The 17,994-nt window shown below is 57.5% G+C and carries 12 protein-coding genes; 5 read left to right on the forward strand and 7 right to left on the reverse strand.

The features are described from left to right. Positions 1–96 precede the first annotated feature (96 nt). The 5 genes from QW379_05795 to coaT (QW379_05815) form a co-directional block, all read right to left on the reverse strand. On the reverse strand, positions 97–357 hold the full coding sequence (locus QW379_05795; GenBank protein ID MEM2869915.1) for a hypothetical protein: 261 nt from the start codon (positions 355–357) through the stop codon (positions 97–99). A 97-nt stretch (positions 358–454) separates the two neighbouring features. Next, positions 455–1,264 (reverse strand): TatD family hydrolase, encoded by an 810-nt coding sequence (locus QW379_05800; GenBank protein ID MEM2869916.1) that lies wholly within the window; start codon positions 1,262–1,264, stop codon positions 455–457. A 79-nt stretch (positions 1,265–1,343) separates the two neighbouring features. Then, entirely contained in the window at positions 1,344–2,564 is a 1,221-nt protein-coding gene (locus tag QW379_05805) for a PKD domain-containing protein (protein MEM2869917.1), read from the reverse strand. Between the two features lie 167 nt (positions 2,565–2,731). Then, positions 2,732–3,628 (reverse strand): choice-of-anchor T family protein, encoded by an 897-nt coding sequence (gene coaT / locus QW379_05810; GenBank protein MEM2869918.1) that lies wholly within the window; start codon positions 3,626–3,628, stop codon positions 2,732–2,734. A gap of 146 nt (positions 3,629–3,774) precedes the next feature. Beyond that, positions 3,775–5,199 carry a choice-of-anchor T family protein gene (coaT, locus tag QW379_05815; GenBank protein ID MEM2869919.1) on the reverse strand — a complete coding sequence of 475 codons (1,425 nt, stop codon included), beginning with the start codon at positions 5,197–5,199 and terminating at the stop codon, positions 3,775–3,777. Between the two features lie 127 nt (positions 5,200–5,326). On the opposite strand from coaT (QW379_05815), the gene QW379_05820 reads away from it, so the two are divergent. Then, positions 5,327–5,950: a CBS domain-containing protein gene (locus QW379_05820; protein MEM2869920.1), complete on the forward strand. Its 624-nt coding sequence runs from the start codon at positions 5,327–5,329 to the stop codon at positions 5,948–5,950. Then, complete coding sequence (locus tag QW379_05825; protein MEM2869921.1) at positions 5,947–6,594, forward strand: ADP-ribosylation factor-like protein; 648 nt, start codon at positions 5,947–5,949, stop codon at positions 6,592–6,594. The genes QW379_05820 and QW379_05825 overlap by 4 nt, the downstream gene beginning before the upstream one ends. A gap of 117 nt (positions 6,595–6,711) precedes the next feature. Here QW379_05825 and rqcH read toward each other — a convergent pair whose 3' ends face one another. Next, a complete protein-coding gene (gene rqcH / locus QW379_05830; protein ID MEM2869922.1) occupies positions 6,712–8,757 on the reverse strand; it encodes a ribosome rescue protein RqcH in 2,046 nt (681 codons plus the stop codon). Positions 8,758–8,795: 38 nt separating this feature from the next. Then, positions 8,796–12,875, reverse strand: a complete 4,080-nt coding sequence (locus QW379_05835) for a hypothetical protein (GenBank protein MEM2869923.1) — start codon at positions 12,873–12,875, stop codon at positions 8,796–8,798. 308 nt (positions 12,876–13,183) lie between these two features. Between QW379_05835 and QW379_05840 the strand changes: the two genes are divergently transcribed. From QW379_05840 to QW379_05850, 3 genes are all read left to right on the forward strand, one after another. Further along, positions 13,184–14,434 (forward strand): Glu/Leu/Phe/Val dehydrogenase, encoded by a 1,251-nt coding sequence (locus tag QW379_05840; GenBank protein MEM2869924.1) that lies wholly within the window; start codon positions 13,184–13,186, stop codon positions 14,432–14,434. A gap of 604 nt (positions 14,435–15,038) precedes the next feature. Next, positions 15,039–15,536 (forward strand): hypothetical protein, encoded by a 498-nt coding sequence (locus tag QW379_05845; protein ID MEM2869925.1) that lies wholly within the window; start codon positions 15,039–15,041, stop codon positions 15,534–15,536. A gap of 915 nt (positions 15,537–16,451) precedes the next feature. Beyond that, on the forward strand, positions 16,452–17,360 hold the full coding sequence (locus QW379_05850) for a transglutaminase-like domain-containing protein (GenBank protein MEM2869926.1): 909 nt from the start codon (positions 16,452–16,454) through the stop codon (positions 17,358–17,360). Positions 17,361–17,994: the final 634 nt, after the last annotated feature.

A 17,994-nucleotide genomic window follows, 5' to 3' on the forward strand; every position in this document is an offset into this window, starting at 1 on the left:
GCTATCCCTCTCCTTGTGCTTTACGGGCCTGGCAGTCCTCCCCCGTTCCCCCGAGCCGCTTTTTCGCCCTCTCCGCCGTCTTCTAAGACCATGCGCTCAGGTCAGCCTCGTCTGCCTGCCCCTCCTCTTCTTTTCCGGGCCTTCAGAGGGGCGCGAACGGGTGTGGGAGGGTTCACCAGAGGAGGGGGACCTGCGGAGCGGCCTGGAGCAGATCGCGAACTCGTCCCCGTCGAAATAGACCTCCTCGTCCGGAACCTTTCTCCGAATCTCCTCCATCTTCTCAAAGACGTCCTTCAGGCTCAGGCTCCGGTCGTCCCTCCGGATGCGAAACCAGACTTTGACCTCCGCGTCAGACATTTCCCTGCGTTCCCCGCTCCCTAACAATATTGAATTGATTGGGGTCGGTGTATTTATGCTTTACTAAGTCCCGCTCGTGGCCCCTCTCCACGCACCATCAAATGCGGCCCCTTCCGAGCACCTTGGAAGGGTTGTCGGAGTGTATCCTCCACCCCTGTTCCTCCGTGAGGGCGCCCTTTCTGAAGAGCTCCAGAGTGCGCTTGGGTACCGTCGCTGGGCCGAGCACTGCTCCCGGCCTCGCAGGGTCGTCTAGGTAATCGGTCTCGAGCATAAAGCGCGTACCCTGCGCCAGCGCCCTCTCGAGCGCCCCCTTTCCCGCTAGAATGGAAGGGAAGAGGCCGTGGTTCTCGCTCACTTTCACGATGGGCGGGGAGAAGTGCTTGATAACCCTTTCAGGGTCCGCCCCAGCCCTCCGTGCGGTTTCCGCTAGCTCCGCGAAAACCTCAGGCGTTGCGCTCTCGGTGTGGAGAATGAGCGCGCAGTCCAGCTCCCTCGCAAGCCTCATGGCGGCCTCCATCACCTCGTTGGATGCACGCCAGACCTCCTCTTCAACAGCGAAGTGTGGTCTCCCGATCTCACCGAGCGCGTGAGCCTGTCCCTCCGCCACAAGCCTCCCTGCGAGCCAGAGGGCCCCGAACATTACCTCCTTAGCCCCAACCATACCAAGAACACTTTTGAGGCGGGGTAGCTCCGCGGGGTGGGGTCCAACCGCGACCAGCACGCCCAGACCAGTCCTTTCCCTCACCCTGCGCGCCATTTCAATCGTATCCCTGAACCCCTCCCCGAAATCCTCAACAGATCGGCAAGGGCGTGAGAGGGGCTTTGTCACCAAGAGGAAACCGGTGCCGCCGAGTCTCCGGAAGTCCCTCGCGGCCTCCACCCCCAAGCCACCCGTGTCTAGATGAATGTGTGCATCAAAAACTGGGAAAGGGAGCCGCTGATTCTCAGGCGTCGGATCTTACCTCCTCCGTGGCGGGACCCTCCTACTATAGTGTGACAGTGACATAAGCCTCGTCTGTTGCGAACTCGCCGTTACTGTCCGTCACGGTGAGCTGGACCCTGTAGATGAGTTGGGAGGTGGGGTCCGGGGCTTTTGTGTATACGTGCGTTACCTTCACTCCCTCCTCCCCGGTATCGTCTCCGAAATTCCAGTAGTAATTCACGAGGGTGGCGCCCTCGTAGGCAATGGACCCCGAACCGTCGAATGTCACCACAGCCCCTCCCGTGGAGAACTTCCACTGTGCGGTCCTGTCTGGGCCAGCGTTCGCGGTCGGTGGAATTCTCACAGGTATGGTGGTCTGCAGTGATTTAACGTCTAAGGCTAGGGTTTCAATTCTCGAAATAGGTGTCTCTTTCTTGATATTGGAGTTGAGGAACGCTACGGAGACGGTGTAGTTGCCGTTTCCAGGGACTGGGTATGTGGCGACGTACTGAGCCAAGCCCTCAATTTTCGGTGTGTACACGGCTGGGGCCTCGCCTTCCCTCGCCACCTTTATCTCAAGTGCGTCGCCGGGGGTCGCCTTCTGGGAGATGCCCGCACTGTCCATGAAGGTCACGATGACCCCGATTCTGGCTTTCCCAGGCGGAACGAGGGTAGCGTTCAATTGGTTCGTGATCACATATGCGGTGGCGTTAATCCCCTCGATGATGCTTCGAACGGGAAAGATTGTCGAGGCGCGCTTTCCTTGGAACGAGACCTCTACCCGATAGTCCCCCCTACCAACCGCGAACTCACTGAAAGGGAGTCTCCTGATGCCGCGACTCCCGTCGATTTGAATGGTTCCAGCGTATGTAACGCTCCCGTTGAGCGATACCCTGAGCTCGGCGGAGCCCGAGAGGCTTGATGGCTTGCCAGCGTCCACATGGACCACTATAAACATGCCATATATCCCCTCCCCAGCTCTGGACACGGTGGTGTTGGTGTATTGGTGGGCAATGAGGTCTATTTTCTTTATCTCACCCGCGGGTCCATAATAAAAATATACTGCTCCAACGATGGGGACCATGATTACGAGCACCACGATAACGGCGTGGAGCCAGACTTTTGATGGCGTCCCCTTCGCTTGGCGCCTATGGCCTGTCGGGGTGGGCCACTGTCCCGAGACCTTCCTTTCCGCCATTCTCCCCCGGGGGACCCCCCTTTCCCTCCTTCGCCCTCCTTTACCTAGCTCCTCCTTTCCCCTCCCCTCCTCATTTTCTCCTGCCATACCCTCCATCTCCGGCCTAGCAATACCATATCCCGTGCTCAATTTCATGGTGAAAAGCTCTGTAGCGCAGGCTCCGTCTCCAGAGCAATCGCCTCAGCCCGACCATGTCCCTCCACACCCCCCCAACGTCCCTTCTTCCCTTGAACGTCGTTCAGGTGGAAGGAGATTCACTGCCTGTTCCTTTTAATAAGAACAGCTCCAATAGCCAAAGCGGCCATCAGGAAAAGCGGGTTGAAGCCCGGCAGATAGGGGCCGCCGTGCTCGTATGCGTAGAGTGGATAGGTCTGGGACACGAGCTGCTGGCCTGTCTCTCTCGCGCCGAGTGATGTCGCCCTGACAGTTATCATCGTGGGCTCGTTCTTCCAAACCGTCGGTGTACGCGGGGCCTGTGCCGTGATCTTGACAACCCTGTACTCGCCGGCGTTGACCCTGGCGATCTGTGTGGTCGATAGGGTGACGGTCCAGCCCTTTCCCACGATGTCCTTGAGATTCACAATCTCGAGCTCGTAGGAGTCGATGGCGTTGCCCTGGTTCCATACCTTGAAGCTGTAAAAGGTCTGCGAGCCGGGCGCAATTTCTCTATAAGGAGCGTCAGATTCGATCTGCAATCTGTAGTATGGAGCAACAACTATTGTGCCTGTCGTGGTTGTGGTGTCTTGGAACCCTCCCCCCTGCGCCCTTCCGGTAATCGTCAAGGTGCCTGTGGGGGTTACGGGTGTCGCCTGGGGAACTATAACGGTTACCGAGAATGACTGGGGCTGGGTGCTGGTGAAGACCATTGTGCTGGGGGTTATCGCCGCCGCCCATCCAGTATCGGTGCTGACCGTCAGGTCAACGACAACCCTCTCAACAGGGAGTTTATCGAGAGAGACCGAGCCGGTGAACGGGGCCGTACCCTGGGCGCTTTCCGAGACCCTCGCCTCAAGACTGGACGTATCCAGTCTGATGCTAAGGGCGGGCACGGGGTTTATAGCGGCTTCGCTCAATGGTATAATTCCAAGGAGCAGGACCGTGAGCATCAGGATAGCCGCCGCTCTCGCGAACAAGCCCGGCGAAACTGCCATTCCTTGCACCTCTTTACGACTGTATTGCCCATACGATATATAACCCTTTTCTACGCATTTCATCTGTCTCACCGTCCTGCCCTTAGATAATTTCTCTTCTCAGTATAAAAGGAGTTTGGTTCCGGTTTTTACCCAAGCCTCCCACGCTAGGCCTTTATGTCCCTGATGAGTTCGGGAATCTCCGCGGGGGCCTCCTCTTCCGTTTTCGGTGGCCGTTCCCCCTCCACACCCGAGACAAAACACCTTGTGAGTTGGCCTTCACGCTCGACCCTGACGAGGCCCGCCTTGGAGAGCACTCTGATATGGTAGGCGACAACCTGCTTACTCTCTCCGAGCATTCTGGCCAGCCCACTCTGGCTGGTTCCAGGGTTATTCTTCAGTGCAGAAAGGATGTCCTGCTGGATCCGCGTGAGCTCCCTCTCTCTCCTTGGAATTTTCATGTGCCTCGGGTAGAACCTCCTGTAGATTCCATCCCTAACAGAAACAATGTAGTCCTCTCTTTCAAGCACCTTGAGATGGTACGCAAGGACTCCATTTTCCAGCTCTAGGTGCTCTTGGATGGCCAGGTAGTGGGCGCCGGGATTGGCCCTGATGAACCCGAATATCTGGCCACGCGTGAAGCGGTCGAGCACCTTCTCTCTCTTTATCCGCACGAACAGAGGCACGAGAACGACCTGGACGAATGCGAGCAGACCGACTTCGGTGCCGCTGATGAATGCGACTAGGCAGACGCACACGAGGAGCAGCGGAACCCCCGCCCAGAGCCAGAGGTCCGGCACCGACTGCGCGGGCAGTGGAGAGGGTTTGTCCTTAACAACGATAGTGAGCGGTAGTCCCCTGAAGGAATTATATGATTCGGAGCTCTGGACAGTCAAAATGACAACGTACGAGCCGGGGTGCGCATCCCGAGGCAACGCGACCTCTACACTCAAGTATGCGGATTCGCCCGGCGCGACTTCGACCTCTCCCTTGTCGACGCGGAACGATATGCCCCTCAGGAGCGGGGGCTTCTCCTCAACAGACTGAGTGAAAGTGTCGGGTGTGGAGCCATAGTTGAGGAGTTTGATTCTGAAGCTCACGGTCTCCCCCGGGTAGCTCTCCCTCTGGGTCTCGTCGCAGCTCACCCTGACCCTGTTCCTCACGACGGTGACGGTCACAATGCCCTGGGCCAAAGCGGGCGGGGAGCCGTGCGACTCAGCGCGGGCAAGAACCCTGACGGGATAGTCCCCCTCCTCGGCTTCTAGAGGCGCTGTCACGAGTGCGGAGAAGGAAAGGCTGGTATTCCCAGTCACGGTTCTGCTCGAGGGTGTGATTGTGCCCGGCCAGCCGCCCGTGTCCAGCTCGAGGCCGACATCCGCCGTCTGGAACTCATTGCCCTTGATGTGCACAGTGCCCGAGAAGGAGGCAGTCATGGGGGAGGGGACCGAAGCATCTATCTTGACCTCTGGCTGGGGAATCTCCACTTGGACCTCCGGGGTCCTTGCCTCTCCGCCCGGCAGGTCCAGCAGGAACGCCGCAAGAAGGACCGCGCCCGTAAAAAAGCGCGGTGCCGACCGTGCCATCAGTCCCATCGCTGCGTTAATTGTCACTGGAGGTATATTAAGCAGATTGGTGGCCCTTTTTTACCGGCTGCGAATTACGGTCCGTGAGTTCCTGAGGGCGCGCAATTTTTAATATTTAAATACGCAATGGTGAAAAATGATGCGCATCGGGGACGTGATGACCCGCAGGGTGGTCAGGCTCAGACCGGACCACACCGTAAGGGAGGCGCTGCGAGCCTTCGCCCTCAACGGCATCACCGGCGCACCGGTGGTTGATGAGGGCAACAGAGTCATCGGAATTCTCACTGAAATGGACATACTGCGGAGGCTTGAACTGGGCTCGATAGTGGTCTCTCCGAAGGCGGCGGCGGGCGACCATAGCCAGACGGCCCCGGATGACTCCGTGTTGGAGGCGCCGGACCACCTGTGCCTCGTCTCTCTCGCGGAGGCGCTGAAGAACATCGAGGGGCTCAAGGTCTCCCAGCTGATGACCCCAGGCGCCATAACCGTCCACCCGGGGGACCGGGTAGAAGAGAAAATGGCCCTCATGATTCACCGGCGAATTCGTCGACTGCCCGTCGTCGACTCAAGGGGCGTTCTCATCGGCGTGATTTCCCGCAAGGATCTCATAAGGGTCCTATACTCCGTGGCGCTACGCCGCGGGAGGACGGGGGCGGCGGCCAGGAACCCCCGGAGGAGAAGGGGTACTAGAAATCCCCTGAAGTGGGTGGGGGGCCGGAGGACCCGATGCGCCACAGCGAGGCGGAGGGGCGGGGGATGAGGGGTGTTGCGCCGGTCGCGAGGAGGGCGGAGCCCGGGGAAAGGCGCGAGATGATTAAAAAAGTCTGCATTGTGGGTGACTCCGGTGTTGGAAAGAACACGATCGCGGGCATCGTGGCGCCTTTCGAGAGGGGCCTTGACAGGCTGGTTGAGAGAATAGGGGCCGCAGTCACGAAGTACGGCGCGGAGTTCCAGGTGGGTGCCCAGAGGCTCAGGCTCACAATTCTCGTCTGGGACGTGACGGGGAGGAGGGACTTCAGGCGGCTCTGGTCCCGGTACTACACCGGCGCCGAGGGCTTTATCGTAGTCGCTGACGCGTCCAGACCCTCCACCCTCGTCAGTCTACCCCTTTGGATAAGCGCCGTCAGGGGAGTGGGCGGGAAATCTGTCCCTATCGTGGTTGTGGTCAACAAGACTGGAGTGGTCCCGGGGGGAGAGCTTGCAGAGCTCCGCCAGCAGCTCACCCGGGCCCTCGCGGACCCCGACATTCCCATTTTTCTAGTCGACGCCGTCTCATCCTCGAAGTCAGTCCTCAAGGCCCCCTTCAGGGAGCTCGCGCGCAGGATTGCGAGGAGAGAGGCGGTGAGGGATTCAGGGGGCCTGCGGGGGAATCTGGTGAAGAGGCTTGCCGGCTCCCCAAACTAGAATGCGAGTAGAATGCGAGGCGCGGAGCGTGCGCCGGTTGGGCGGCCCACCCTCTGCTCAGTTGGAACAACTCCCCAAACCCAGATGCCCGCACCGAATTCGTCTCTGATTACCCGCTCAGGGGATGGGGAGCAGAACCACCTGAGACCTTCCCGGCGGCAGGAGCCGAAGCACTTCCTCGGGGGTGCACTCGAGCTCGCGCGCCAGCCTGCGCGCCACAGTTATGGCCTCATCCTGGCCCGGCTGGATGCCGGCGATTTTCCGTGAGTGTTTTCGCAACGCGCTTTCGGGCCCGCACATCAGAAGCCTCTCTCCCTCGTGCTCCACCCAGCCAATCGCGAGTCTGAGCTCGAGATTATGTAAGAAGTTCTTCCGACCGCGGACCACGAATGCCCCCTTGGGTAGGTACTCCCCGCTCTCGGGCGTTTTGCTCACCTGCTCCGGCCTCACCCAGTACGCGCTACCGGAGGCAAGCCCCGCGGCCCAGGCCTTCGAGCACGCGAGCGCGAAGAGGCAGGCCTCTCGAAGGGTCTGCTCCGGTAACCCCGCGCTTCCTCCGCCTCCCCTCTCCTCACCCTCCCTCCGCGCGCCGCGACTCTCTCCTTCAGCTCCCCATCTCCTCTCGGACGCCTTCACAACAACGCTCGGGGCCCCATGGAGGTCCGCGTGAGCGTAGAAGTCCCCCTCCTTCATGTGCCTCTTCACGAGCCTCTCGTTGCTGGAAGCGTCCCTTCCAGCGAGGACAAGGAAGCCCTCGCTCGATATAAACCATCTGTACCTCTCAAACCAGAACGGCTTCGTCCGCCTCTTCTTCTCCGGTCCTCCAGCCCCAGCTACGGGGCCGGGGGCTCCCGCGGCAGCCTCCCCTCTCGCCTCGAGTGAGCGGAGCTTCTCCATCGCCTCCTCCAGAGCCTTGCTGGCCCGCTGGGCCTTCTCCGAAGCCTGCTTTGCTTTCTCGAAGTGGGCCGAGATGTTCTCCCTAGCGCTCCTCCGGATATCGAGCTCCGCCTGACCCGCCTCAAGCTCCAGCACAACGGTCCCAGCGGGGGGCCTGGCCTCTCTTACGCATTCCAGACGACCAGCGGAAAGAGCCTCTTGGACCGATTCCCAGCCGCCACTTGCGTGGAGCCTCCTGAGCTCTTCCAAGAGGCGCTCAAGCTCCTCTGCCCTGCTCGATAACTCCCCCGCCACCTGCCTACCGGCCCTAGCCTGCTGCTCGCACGCCTCTATCGCCCTTCTCTGGCTCTCGATCTGCCTGCGTAGGCGCTCAAGCTCCTCGCCAATGCCCCGCCTCCTTTCCTCAAATCTCTTTTTTTTCCTCCAGTATCCCACATAGAACGATATCGCATCATTGACCGTGGCAAGGCAGCGGGAGGGACGGCCGAGGTCGATCCGGAGCGGAATCGGGGTAAAGTCAACAGGAATTTCGCCCTCAAGGAGTACAACCGGGCTCCTTCGCGAGGAGACCTCGTCGAAGAGGCTAGTGATTGCCTCGATAAGGCCTCCAGCATCGGTGGCTGGGAGCCTCGCCGCTTTCAGACTCCTCTCCAGACCGGTGCGTGCGCAGACCTCCTCCGCGTACCTTCCACCCAAGTTCACCGACACCGCGAGCGTCCGGACGAGGTCGCCTTTAGAGGCCCTGAGGAGGGCAAGGAGCTCCTTCTCCCCCAGCGTGCGAGGGTCGGTCCTTGCCGGTGGAAAAAGGTAGGGCTGGCCTCTCCTCACCCTCCGGTGTTCCCAGTCCTCCTCGCGGAGCGGCTGGACAATCGTCCCGTTCCTGACGAGCACGATATTCCCCTCGCCGAAGAGCTCGAGCACAAGCTCAGAGTCCTCGAAACCCAGCACAACTAGGCGCTCGAATCCCCTCTGCTCAACGGACCTCAGCCGTTGATTCTCTAGGTGCTTCCTAAGGAGCATCGCGAAGGCCGGTGGTGGCGGGAGCTCCTCCTGGGACCTATCGCGCGTGTAGAGCCACCGCCCCTCCTCGACCACGAGCTCCACTCTCCCCCTACCCGGTGTCCTCAACCGGAGGAATAGCTCTCGATCCGAGGGCTGGAAGACCTTCTCAACGAAGCCCCCCACGACTCCCCGGAGCTCATCGACGAGGGCCAGAACGTCGAATGCTGTCAGCTCTGTTTTGGGAGGGCTGGCGGGGGCCTCCATGGGTGCTCAAAGGCCGTCGGCTGATATCAATATAACGCCTACCTCTGCGTCCTTCCGCACTTGCGGCACTGGTAAACTCCCTCCCCGATGAGTAGGAGCCTCGAGCCGCAGGCGTAGCAGAGCCTAGTCGTCAGGACCGCGCGGGCAGGCCCAGCTCCCTTTGTGGCATCCTCTCCCAGTAATTGTGCTGAACTCCCTAGGGCAGGTCCCTCGCGCTCCCTGGCCGCCTGCATGGCCTCGATTCTCTGCTTCCGCCTGAGCGCGAATAGGTAGAATCCTATCGCCCCTCCCAGAATCGCGGCGACGAGGGCCGCGGGCCCCGCCCAGAGCATGAAACCGGAGTCTCCGGCAATCCCGCCCTTCGAGACCGGTCTAGGCACAATTACAACACTCACATTGGTGACCACAGTGTTGCCATCGCTGTCCGTTACTGAGACGGTGATATCGTCCCTTCCCGTCTTTCCAAGCGATTTTACTCTCATGAGCCCGCTGGCATCAATACTAACTTCGAGAAGGCCCCGGTCGACTCCGGTCACGTTGAACCTGAGGCCGAACTGGCCGTCCTCCCTGTCACTCGCATACATCGTCAGATCGATCTGGACCTCCCTCCCCACCTCGACCCTGAGTTCCCCGATGGCCTCAATGAAGCTCGGGGGGAAGGAAAGGAGAATCTGGATATCAACATGCCCTGCAGCCTTTCCGTCGCTTACCGTTATTCTGACTAGCTCATTCTCGAGGTTCTCGTCGTGGGGGTAGTTGAATGTCACGGTGAAGCCTTGCACTGAGGCGTAAATCGTACTGACCATGACCCTGAGCTGGCTGGGCTCATTGTCCACATCGGACACGAAGGGCCTGAGGTCTAGGGTAAGTGGTACTCCCACCGGGACCGTCTGAGGAGGAATCGGGGCAATCACGGGCGGGTCGTTGACGGAGAGTACTTTGAGCGTCAGGTTTACCATAGCCTCCAGTCCACCGGTGTCCCTCACGATGAGAAGCATCGTGCCCTCGCCACTCAAATTCGGCAAGGGATAAATTCTGAGGGTGTTGTTTTCATCGATTTCAACGGTGAGCAGCTCGGCCGGGATGTTCTCTGCCCTCCACCTAAGCGCGCTCGGGGCGTCCTCCTCGTCGAATGCGAAGGGTGCAAGGTCTAGTGTGAGGTTCGTGTCCTCGTTTGTAGTCAGGGGTGGAATCGGCAGCGTCACCGGGCGGTCGTTCACGCCCCGAATTTTAACTTGCAGCACGCCGTTAGCAGTTGCGCTGCCGTCTGAGAGCGTTAGGTTGATGCTCTCCCCGCCAATGTCTATCGGGTAGTGGAAGGTAATATTCAGGCCCTCAACCTGAGCATAGAGCGAGGTCATTGTTAGCCGGAGCTGGCCGGGGTTGTTGTCAACATCGCCCACGAATGGACCGAGGTCGAATGTGTAGAAGGTGTCCTCCGTTACATTGACGACCGGTAGCTCAGCGAAGTAGGGGGGATCATTGACCGGTGCGATGGTTACATTGATAAGCTCCGAGTCCGTGAAGACGCCGCCCCTGTCGGTAGCCCTCACTCCGATTCTTCTAGTGCCGTACCAGTCCCGTGTGCCCGAGTAGACACTCAGCCAGGTGCCGTTCACCGCCGCGTGCACCTTGGACGCCTCCTGTTCATATACCACGCTGTAGCTCAGCTCGCCGGGGTAGATGTCGTCTGTGAAGTATTCGTTTAGGTTCAGGGCGTTCTCGAGGGAACCATCCTCGGGGAAGGAAATTGCGGGGAAGGCCCTGATCTGGGTTGGCGGGCCGTTCAGGAAGAAATACCCCAGCGCCGACCAGGGGCTGAAGCGGCCCGTTTCGTAGACGGCCCGGACGCGCCAGTAATATTTCCCTCCCCTGATTTTTGAGGGGGTGTAGGAGGCTCCCTCCGGGTCGACGAGCTTCTCGTCCTCGTCGGGGCTGGAGAAAGTGGAGTTGTCGTCTATCTGCACGTGATAGTTGACGATGGGGTCGTGTGTGGTCGGGTATATCCAACACTCGAGCATCTTCATCCAAGTCAGCCGGGGCATGACGTTGTTGAAGAGCGCGCCGTCCGGAGGCCCAGTAATAATCGGCGTGAGCAGAGGGACGTTTCTCGGTGTTCCGCCGTTCGAAGTGGCCCGGCCCGCGCCCTTTCCCCCATAGCTCCCGCCCCCTGCCGAAGTCTTCCCATCGCCCTTTGTTCCCCCGACCGCGGTGATATGGACGAAGTCCGCCGGAATGGAGCCCTGAAGGCAGTAGAACGCCACCTCTGCGTCTCCGCCGTCGCCGGTGTTGCCCGTCGCCTGCCCCTCGCCCGCGCTACCGGAATAGGAGCCGCCCCCGGAGCCAGTGTAGCCCCCTCCGCCACCGCCAGCGTTGCTCCCTCCGGAGCCGCCGGTCCCGCCGTTGCCGCCCGAGCCTCCCGTGGCGTTGATGTAGGACGAGTTGAACCAGAGATAGTTGAGTGCAGTCATGCGGACGAGTGCCATGCCCCCCCTCCCGACGTTGCTCGAAGCACTCCCGCTGCCCGCGGAACCCTGATAGCTGTAATAACCTGCCCCACCCCCGCCGCCGTAGCCCCCTCCTCCACCTCCGCCGTAAGACCCTCCCTTTCCGCCTGTGCCTCCGTTGCCAGCGTTGCCCCCGCGGAGGTTGAGCGAGCTGTTGACGGCCCATATATTCTGGGCAGTAATGACCAGTGTGGCGTTGCCTCCCGCGCCCACGTTCCCCGAGGCGGTCCCGGCTCCTCCGCCGTTGTAGCCCCCGCCGCCACCGCCGCCACCGTACCCCCCTCCCCCGCCTCCTCCGTAGTTCCCGTCGCCGCCCGTTCCCCCGCTGGCCGAGTTACCTCCCGTGCAAAAGAGCGAGAGGCCGTCCAAGGTGAGGTTGTTGCATGACACGCTCATGTTGGCCTCGCCCCCCGCACCTACGTTTCCCCCCGCGGCGCCGCTTCCCCCTGTCGCGTAGGAGCTCCCTCCTCCACCGCCTGCGAAGCCACCCCCACCGCCACCGGCTGAGTAGTAGGGGTAATTCGAGACGCTGCCCCCTCTGCCTCCAGCACCTGGCGTACCTCCGTTGCCGCCTTTGAGGATAGCTGTGGCGCTTCGGATGGTCGCGTTCTCCGCCTCTACCACAAACATCGCATAGCCCCCAGCGCCCACATTATCAGAGACCGACGCGCTCTTGCCAGAGCTCTGGTAGTTTTCGCCCCCGTCGCCGCCGGCATACCCGCCACCTCCACCACCGCCACTATAATAATATTGGCTGCCGCTGGAGGTCGATCCCGCGCCGCCGTTTCCCGCGTCCCCACCCTTTCCAGCACTGCAATCTAGCATAACGTTTTCAATGAGTACCGTGCGGCCGCTGACATGTACTACGCCATCCCCCCCAGAGCCTACGAAGCCCGACACCCTTCCTCCATTGCTATAGCCACCGCCCTGCCCGCCGGTTCCCCCGCTACCGGCCTTTCCGTCCGCGGCCCGGCCCCCGTCCCTGCCAATTGTGGTGAACTTTGAGCCGCCGGAGAGCTCTACATAGGGCGTTTGCGGCCCGCCAAGTCTTATCAGGCCCCGGCCGCCCGCGGATATGTAGCCCGATAGTGGACCCGAGGTCCAGGGAGTGGTGGTCCCTCTCCCGTTCCCGCCGATGCACTTGATTTCAGACCCTCCGGTCACCCTGACGAACCCAGATGCGTTAACGCTGACTATCGCCTCTCCCCCCTGGCTCAAGTCCATCGTGGCTGCGCCGTCTGGAGCCATCAAGGTGATTTTACTGCCGCCCGAGACGTTGAAATCGATGCAATCACCAGCGATCACCGCGTCCAGGCCCGGAGTGGTCTGCGTGACGGCGACGGTGCCCCCGGAGGCGATGAAGCTCCCCCCCTCCAAATGGATTGATTTGGCGTTGAGGGTTGTGCCCTGCGGGATAATCAGAGTTCCTCCTTCTCTAATTACAATCAGCTCCCAGGTCTCGGTCCCCGAAACGCGGTACTCCGAGCTAACTATCAGATTCTGGCCCGCGGGCCGGCCACCCTCTCCAAAGACAGGGAGCAGAGGCGTCAGGGCGGTCACAGCCATCGCCACGACAGCAACCCACGCAGTATAAAGACGGCCGACGCTCATCGCGAACATCCCCTTTGACCTTTTGATACACGGCGACTGTATTTTAGATTTTCCCATGAGCAGGTAAATCTTTAAATAGTCCCCTTCAGCCAGTCTTGCATCGGCCGCGTCCACCCCACCGCCCGCGTCTGAAGCCGGAAATAGCGCGTGAAAAGCCCCATTAACTCAGCGCTTTCCGCGCGCCCACAGGCAGAGACACACTCTTATTGATGGAACATGCTATCACACCGCATACCTTCTGGGAAAAGATTATCAAATCGAACGCTGTTCACAGCACTCGCCAGGGGACTGGCAGAAGGGGGTAATGAATGGTCGAGGAGCTGAATCCGTTCAAGATAGCGCAGAAGCAACTGGAGATGGCTGCGGAGAAGTTGGGGCTGGACCAAGCGACGACCGAGCTGCTCAAGTGGCCGATGAGGGAGTTCGTTTTCACAATCCCTCTTAAAATGGACGATGGCTCGACGAGAATTCTCAGGGCCTACCGCGTGCAGTACAACCACGCGCGGGGCCCGAACAAAGGTGGAATTCGCTGGCACCCGGACGAGACGATAGACACGGTCAGAGCGCTGGCGGCCTGGATGACCTGGAAGACCGCCGTCGTGGACCTCCCGCTCGGCGGGGGCAAGGGTGGGGTCACAGTGGACCCGAAGAAGCTCTCCACCGCCGAGAAGGAGAGGCTCGCGCGGGCGTACATGAGGGCAGTGGCCCACGAGGTCGGGGTACACAAGGACGTTCCCGCGCCCGACGTCTACACCGATCCGCAGATAATGGCCTGGATGATGGACGAGTACGAGACCATCGTCCAGCACAGCCACCCCGGCGTCATCACCGGCAAGCCGATTCCGCTCGGTGGCTCGCAGGGCAGGGGCGACGCAACTGCGCGCGGAGGCATCTATGTTACCCGCGAGGCGGCCAAAAAGCTCGGCATGAAGACCCAGGGGGCGACGATGGCGATTCAGGGCTTTGGAAACGCCGGCCAGTTCGCCGCCCAGCTCGGTACCGAGATTCTGGGCCTGAAGCTGATCGCCGCGAGCGACTCCCAGGGGGGGGTGATAAACGAGAAGGGGATTGACTACAAGGCGCTCATCGAGCACAAGAACAAGACCGGCAAGGTCGGTGGCTTCCCGGGGACGAAGCCAATAAGCAACGAGGAGCTGCTCGAGCTGAAGTGCGACATTCTCTTCCCGGCGGCGCTCGAGAACGTGATAACATCAAAGAACGCGAAGAACATCAAGGCGAAAATCGTCTGCGAGCTCGCCAACGGACCCACCACGCCAGAGGCCGACGAGGTCCTCTACAAGAACGGGGTCCTCGTGCTGCCGGACTTCCTCGCGAACGCGGGCGGGGTCACGGTCTCCTACTTCGAGCAGGTCCAGAACACCTACAACTACTACTGGCCTCTCGAGGAGGTCCACAGGCAGCTCGACGCCAAGATGACGAAGGCCTTCAATGACGTCTACGAGATGTCGAAGAGGGAGAAGGTCCACATGCGCCTCGCGGCCTACATGGTCGCCGTGAAGCGCGTGGCGGACGCCTGCAAGCTGCGCGGGTGGGTCTGAGGGGCCGGGCGCGAGGGGCGGGCCCGTGAGGGCCCGCCGCGCCATCCGCCCTTCCGCCGGGGGTCGGCTGAGTCGCGCCCGGGGGCTGGGAAAGGCGGTCCCCCGCGAGCGGGTGAAAATGGTTCCCTTAAAAACCTTTTTTATACGCGTACACCTCGCAAAATATTTAATGACCAGAAGTAATGAATTAAAGGCAGGGGAGATGTTCTCATGTCTTTAGTTATGAAAATTGGGGGGAGGACGCCATAGAATAATCTGTATCGTGGTCATCCTGTCCATTTAAATCTTCCCGGGCCTGATTCATATTCCGTTTATCACTGCTGATGAAGAAATAATAATACTCTCAATAAAAGAGTTCGACATTCAGCCCCCATCTGGTCCCGACCCCTTTTCAGGTAGCTTTCCATGGGAATCTCCTATGGAATGGTGTTTGGAGATTCAGCATCGGGCCTGGAACGACCGTCTGACGATCATTTTACAGAGTCACGTAAAAGACGGTCCTTACTGGTTCGATTGGTATAGTCTGGAAAATGCTATTGGCGAGTCTGAAGCTTATGACAGCGATGATTCCTTTACCAATGTCGAATTGAGGGACTTTTACGGTGTGAGCTATGAGCTTGAAAATACTGAAGGTGACGGTTACCTTGAAATCAACCCCGATGTGACCAATTCTGATGAAATATATCATCTGGGGTTTAGATATTATGCAGATGGCGACCAGAGCGTGCTGAGGATAATGTCGATCGGCGCCGGGTCGGACTATATCCTGAGTGTTTCTACGGCGTATCCCGCAGGGGCGGACCTGGATTTTGCCCCCTGCCCCAAACTCGGCGAATATCAAATTAGGATTGTTAGAGACTTCGATTTTCAATACGATGAGGGTAAATATTTTGAGGATCGATACTATCTTAAAGGATATGCAAAACCATATAATTCTCTTTCAATGGGAAGAGCCCCAGTCGAGCGAAATTACATTTCAGAGCTGTATTATCTTACCTGGGAGAATGGCCATGATTTACCGGAGTATGGTGTAGAAACAAATTTATTTCAAATTGGAGAGCAGCGGCTGGGACGACCCTACAACACACGATATCGACAATGATGGACTTTCCGATTATATAGAAGCGGACCTTCAAACGAATCCCGAAAATGTCAATAGCCCGAATATTGCCGTGACTTGCCCCTACGGGTGGGGAACATTGAGATACGAATGGACAAAATCGGTCGCTCAAATTGTTGAATGGGAACAACTTATATATGCTGTTGACACGACAGCGGTGGTGCGGAGGGGGGCGACGGTTTCAATTTATTCAAATCCATCTCGAGATATTGAAATATTTGATTTTTATCAATGGTCTTTACTATGGGGTGCTAATGGATGGGACGGAGCTACTTTGCAGAGAACCGATACAGGGTATGAATTAACTATAGGTCTAGATTCGCCTGTAGGAATCATCCGTATCAGTAGCGGTAACTGGCACTCTCAGGATGGCCAACTGGTTTGGCAGGAGCATTCCCGGATTCTCCTGATAATCGTTTTCCAATTGCCGGCCTATCTTTTTGGGGACCCGCTTGAGTGCTACGGGTACAGAGAAGACGGAGACGCTGGCCCCGTTCCAAGTGCCAACGATAGATGCGAAAATGCGGCTTTTTATACCAATCACGATTCAACGCACAAAGAGCAGAGAACATACATTTTAAAATCCTTTAGCCTATACTCCCCCCAACGGCCGGAGTATCGGAACCCAACCAGCCGGCTTTCCTGGCGGCTGCAGCCGCTCATGGAACAACTGACCACGTTACCGCTGCACAGAGATTGGCAAGAGTGGTAAATCAGCGAATTCAGTGGACTACAGATGGTGGGGGAGCAGCTAATTGGTATGTTAGGGCCGATAATTCACATAAAGACGCTTCATATTATCTCGGTCCACATGTAATACGCCCATTTGGTGGCCAAATTAACATTCAACCTCTAGCTATATACAAAGTGCGGTGCGTAGCCAGAAATGAAAAAGATATGACGGATTTCAATGATAATAATGGTATTTATCTAACTCGAGGGCAATGCCATGATTTTGCCTGCGTGTTGACATCCTTATTAAGAGCCATTGGAATTCCATCGAGACCAGTTTCTGCCCTGGGTTCAAACCAGAATGAGGAGATGTGGCCTACATATCACATATGGACAGAGATGTGGGTTGATGAACCTCCACATAATTTTCCTGAATTTGATTTTTGGTATGTAGTTGATTGCTGTGACGAATATTCAACAGGACATTATACAGGAGAAAAACATATCGAGGAATCTATTGACCCACGGATTGACTACTATCGGAGCTACAAAATACTCAATGATGTAGATGCCGACAATACAAGGGCAATCGGAAATGAAATCTATACGGCACCCCTTACATGGACACCGGATTATATTATACCACAAGGTTGGCCAGCTCCATATCAAAATGCGGACCCATGGCAACCAAAACCTGATACAGGAGATGATCCAATCACCTATATCACTGTACCAAGAGTTAGTTTAACAGATATCAAGAGCACATATACGAAAGATTCCACAGACATCGAGATTTATCAACTAAATACCGATGGTGTCCTTTTGAGAAATGACTATGATTACTATAGAATTCCGGCTGAGACTGTTGGTGATAGCAAAATACTAAGTTTCACTTTCGGGAATCTGGCACAGGGAGACCCTGCCCAGAACAATGCGGCGATCTGGATAAGCGACAGCGCTTATCCCAGAAACGGGAATTCTCCCAATGCAAAGATCAATCTCGTGGGAGAGTCTACCACTTACCAATTGATGGGTGGTAAAGATTATTACATCTGCATAACAGCAGGGGTTCTACAATCGCAAGTTTCTAATGGTAACCATTATTATTATACAATAACATTGACACCGGTCTGATATGGAAATCAACCTATTATTCCAATAATGTACGATAGTATTTATTAATATAAAAAATTGTGTGATTGCTGTGGCTGTAATCAAGGAATCAAGCGCCATGGTCCGCGTGGGCTTCGTCCTCCTGACTTTGCTCTTTAGCCTCAACGCTAATGGCCTTAGCACCCGGAGGGATGGGGCAGAAGATTTTCAATACGGAGAAATGCTCAACACTACAGCCAATAGTAAGGGCCTATTTCTTTCGCAATATAGCGAGCTGGACGAGAACTGGGTCAAAATGCCTTTTGAAGAGCCATATGCGGATGGTTTCTGCAGAATGGCTTACAATAGAGCATTAGGAGAGTTCGTCCTTTTTGGGGGAGATAATGATGATTATAATAATATTACATGGATATATAATCTTACCTTAAATAAATGGAATAAAATGAATTGTAGCAACAATCCCGTAGGAAGATGGGGACATGCAATGGCGTATGATGAAAAAAATGATAAAATCATTCTATTCGGCGCAAGTGAATACTGGGATTGCTCAACGTTTATCTATGATCTAAGAACAAATATATGGACCGAAAAAAAACCCCAGTTCCACCCGAATCCTACTTTTAGACCATCAATGGTCTATGATTCTATTCATGAA

The organism is Thermoplasmata archaeon (genome assembly GCA_038851035.1).
GTDB lineage: Archaea > Thermoplasmatota > DTKX01 > VGTL01 > VGTL01 > JAWCLH01.

Excerpts from the sequence above, each read along its gene's own strand:
- QW379_05840 (MEM2869924.1), top strand. The coding sequence starts at position 13,184 with ATGGTCGAGGAGCTGAATCCGTTCAAGATAGCGCAGAAGCAACTGGAG.
- coaT (MEM2869918.1), bottom strand. The coding sequence starts at position 3,628 with ATGGCAGTTTCGCCGGGCTTGTTCGCGAGAGCGGCGGCTATCCTGATG.
- coaT (MEM2869919.1), bottom strand. The coding sequence starts at position 5,199 with ATGGGACTGATGGCACGGTCGGCACCGCGCTTTTTTACGGGCGCGGTC.
- QW379_05825 (MEM2869921.1), top strand. The coding sequence starts at position 5,947 with ATGAGGGGTGTTGCGCCGGTCGCGAGGAGGGCGGAGCCCGGGGAAAGG.
- QW379_05835 (MEM2869923.1), bottom strand. The coding sequence starts at position 12,875 with ATGAGCGTCGGCCGTCTTTATACTGCGTGGGTTGCTGTCGTGGCGATG.
- QW379_05805 (MEM2869917.1), bottom strand. The coding sequence starts at position 2,564 with ATGGCAGGAGAAAATGAGGAGGGGAGGGGAAAGGAGGAGCTAGGTAAA.
- rqcH (MEM2869922.1), bottom strand. The coding sequence starts at position 8,757 with ATGGAGGCCCCCGCCAGCCCTCCCAAAACAGAGCTGACAGCATTCGAC.
- QW379_05850 (MEM2869926.1), top strand. The coding sequence starts at position 16,452 with ATGACGGATTTCAATGATAATAATGGTATTTATCTAACTCGAGGGCAA.
- QW379_05795 (MEM2869915.1), bottom strand. The coding sequence starts at position 357 with ATGTCTGACGCGGAGGTCAAAGTCTGGTTTCGCATCCGGAGGGACGAC.
- QW379_05820 (MEM2869920.1), top strand. The coding sequence starts at position 5,327 with ATGATGCGCATCGGGGACGTGATGACCCGCAGGGTGGTCAGGCTCAGA.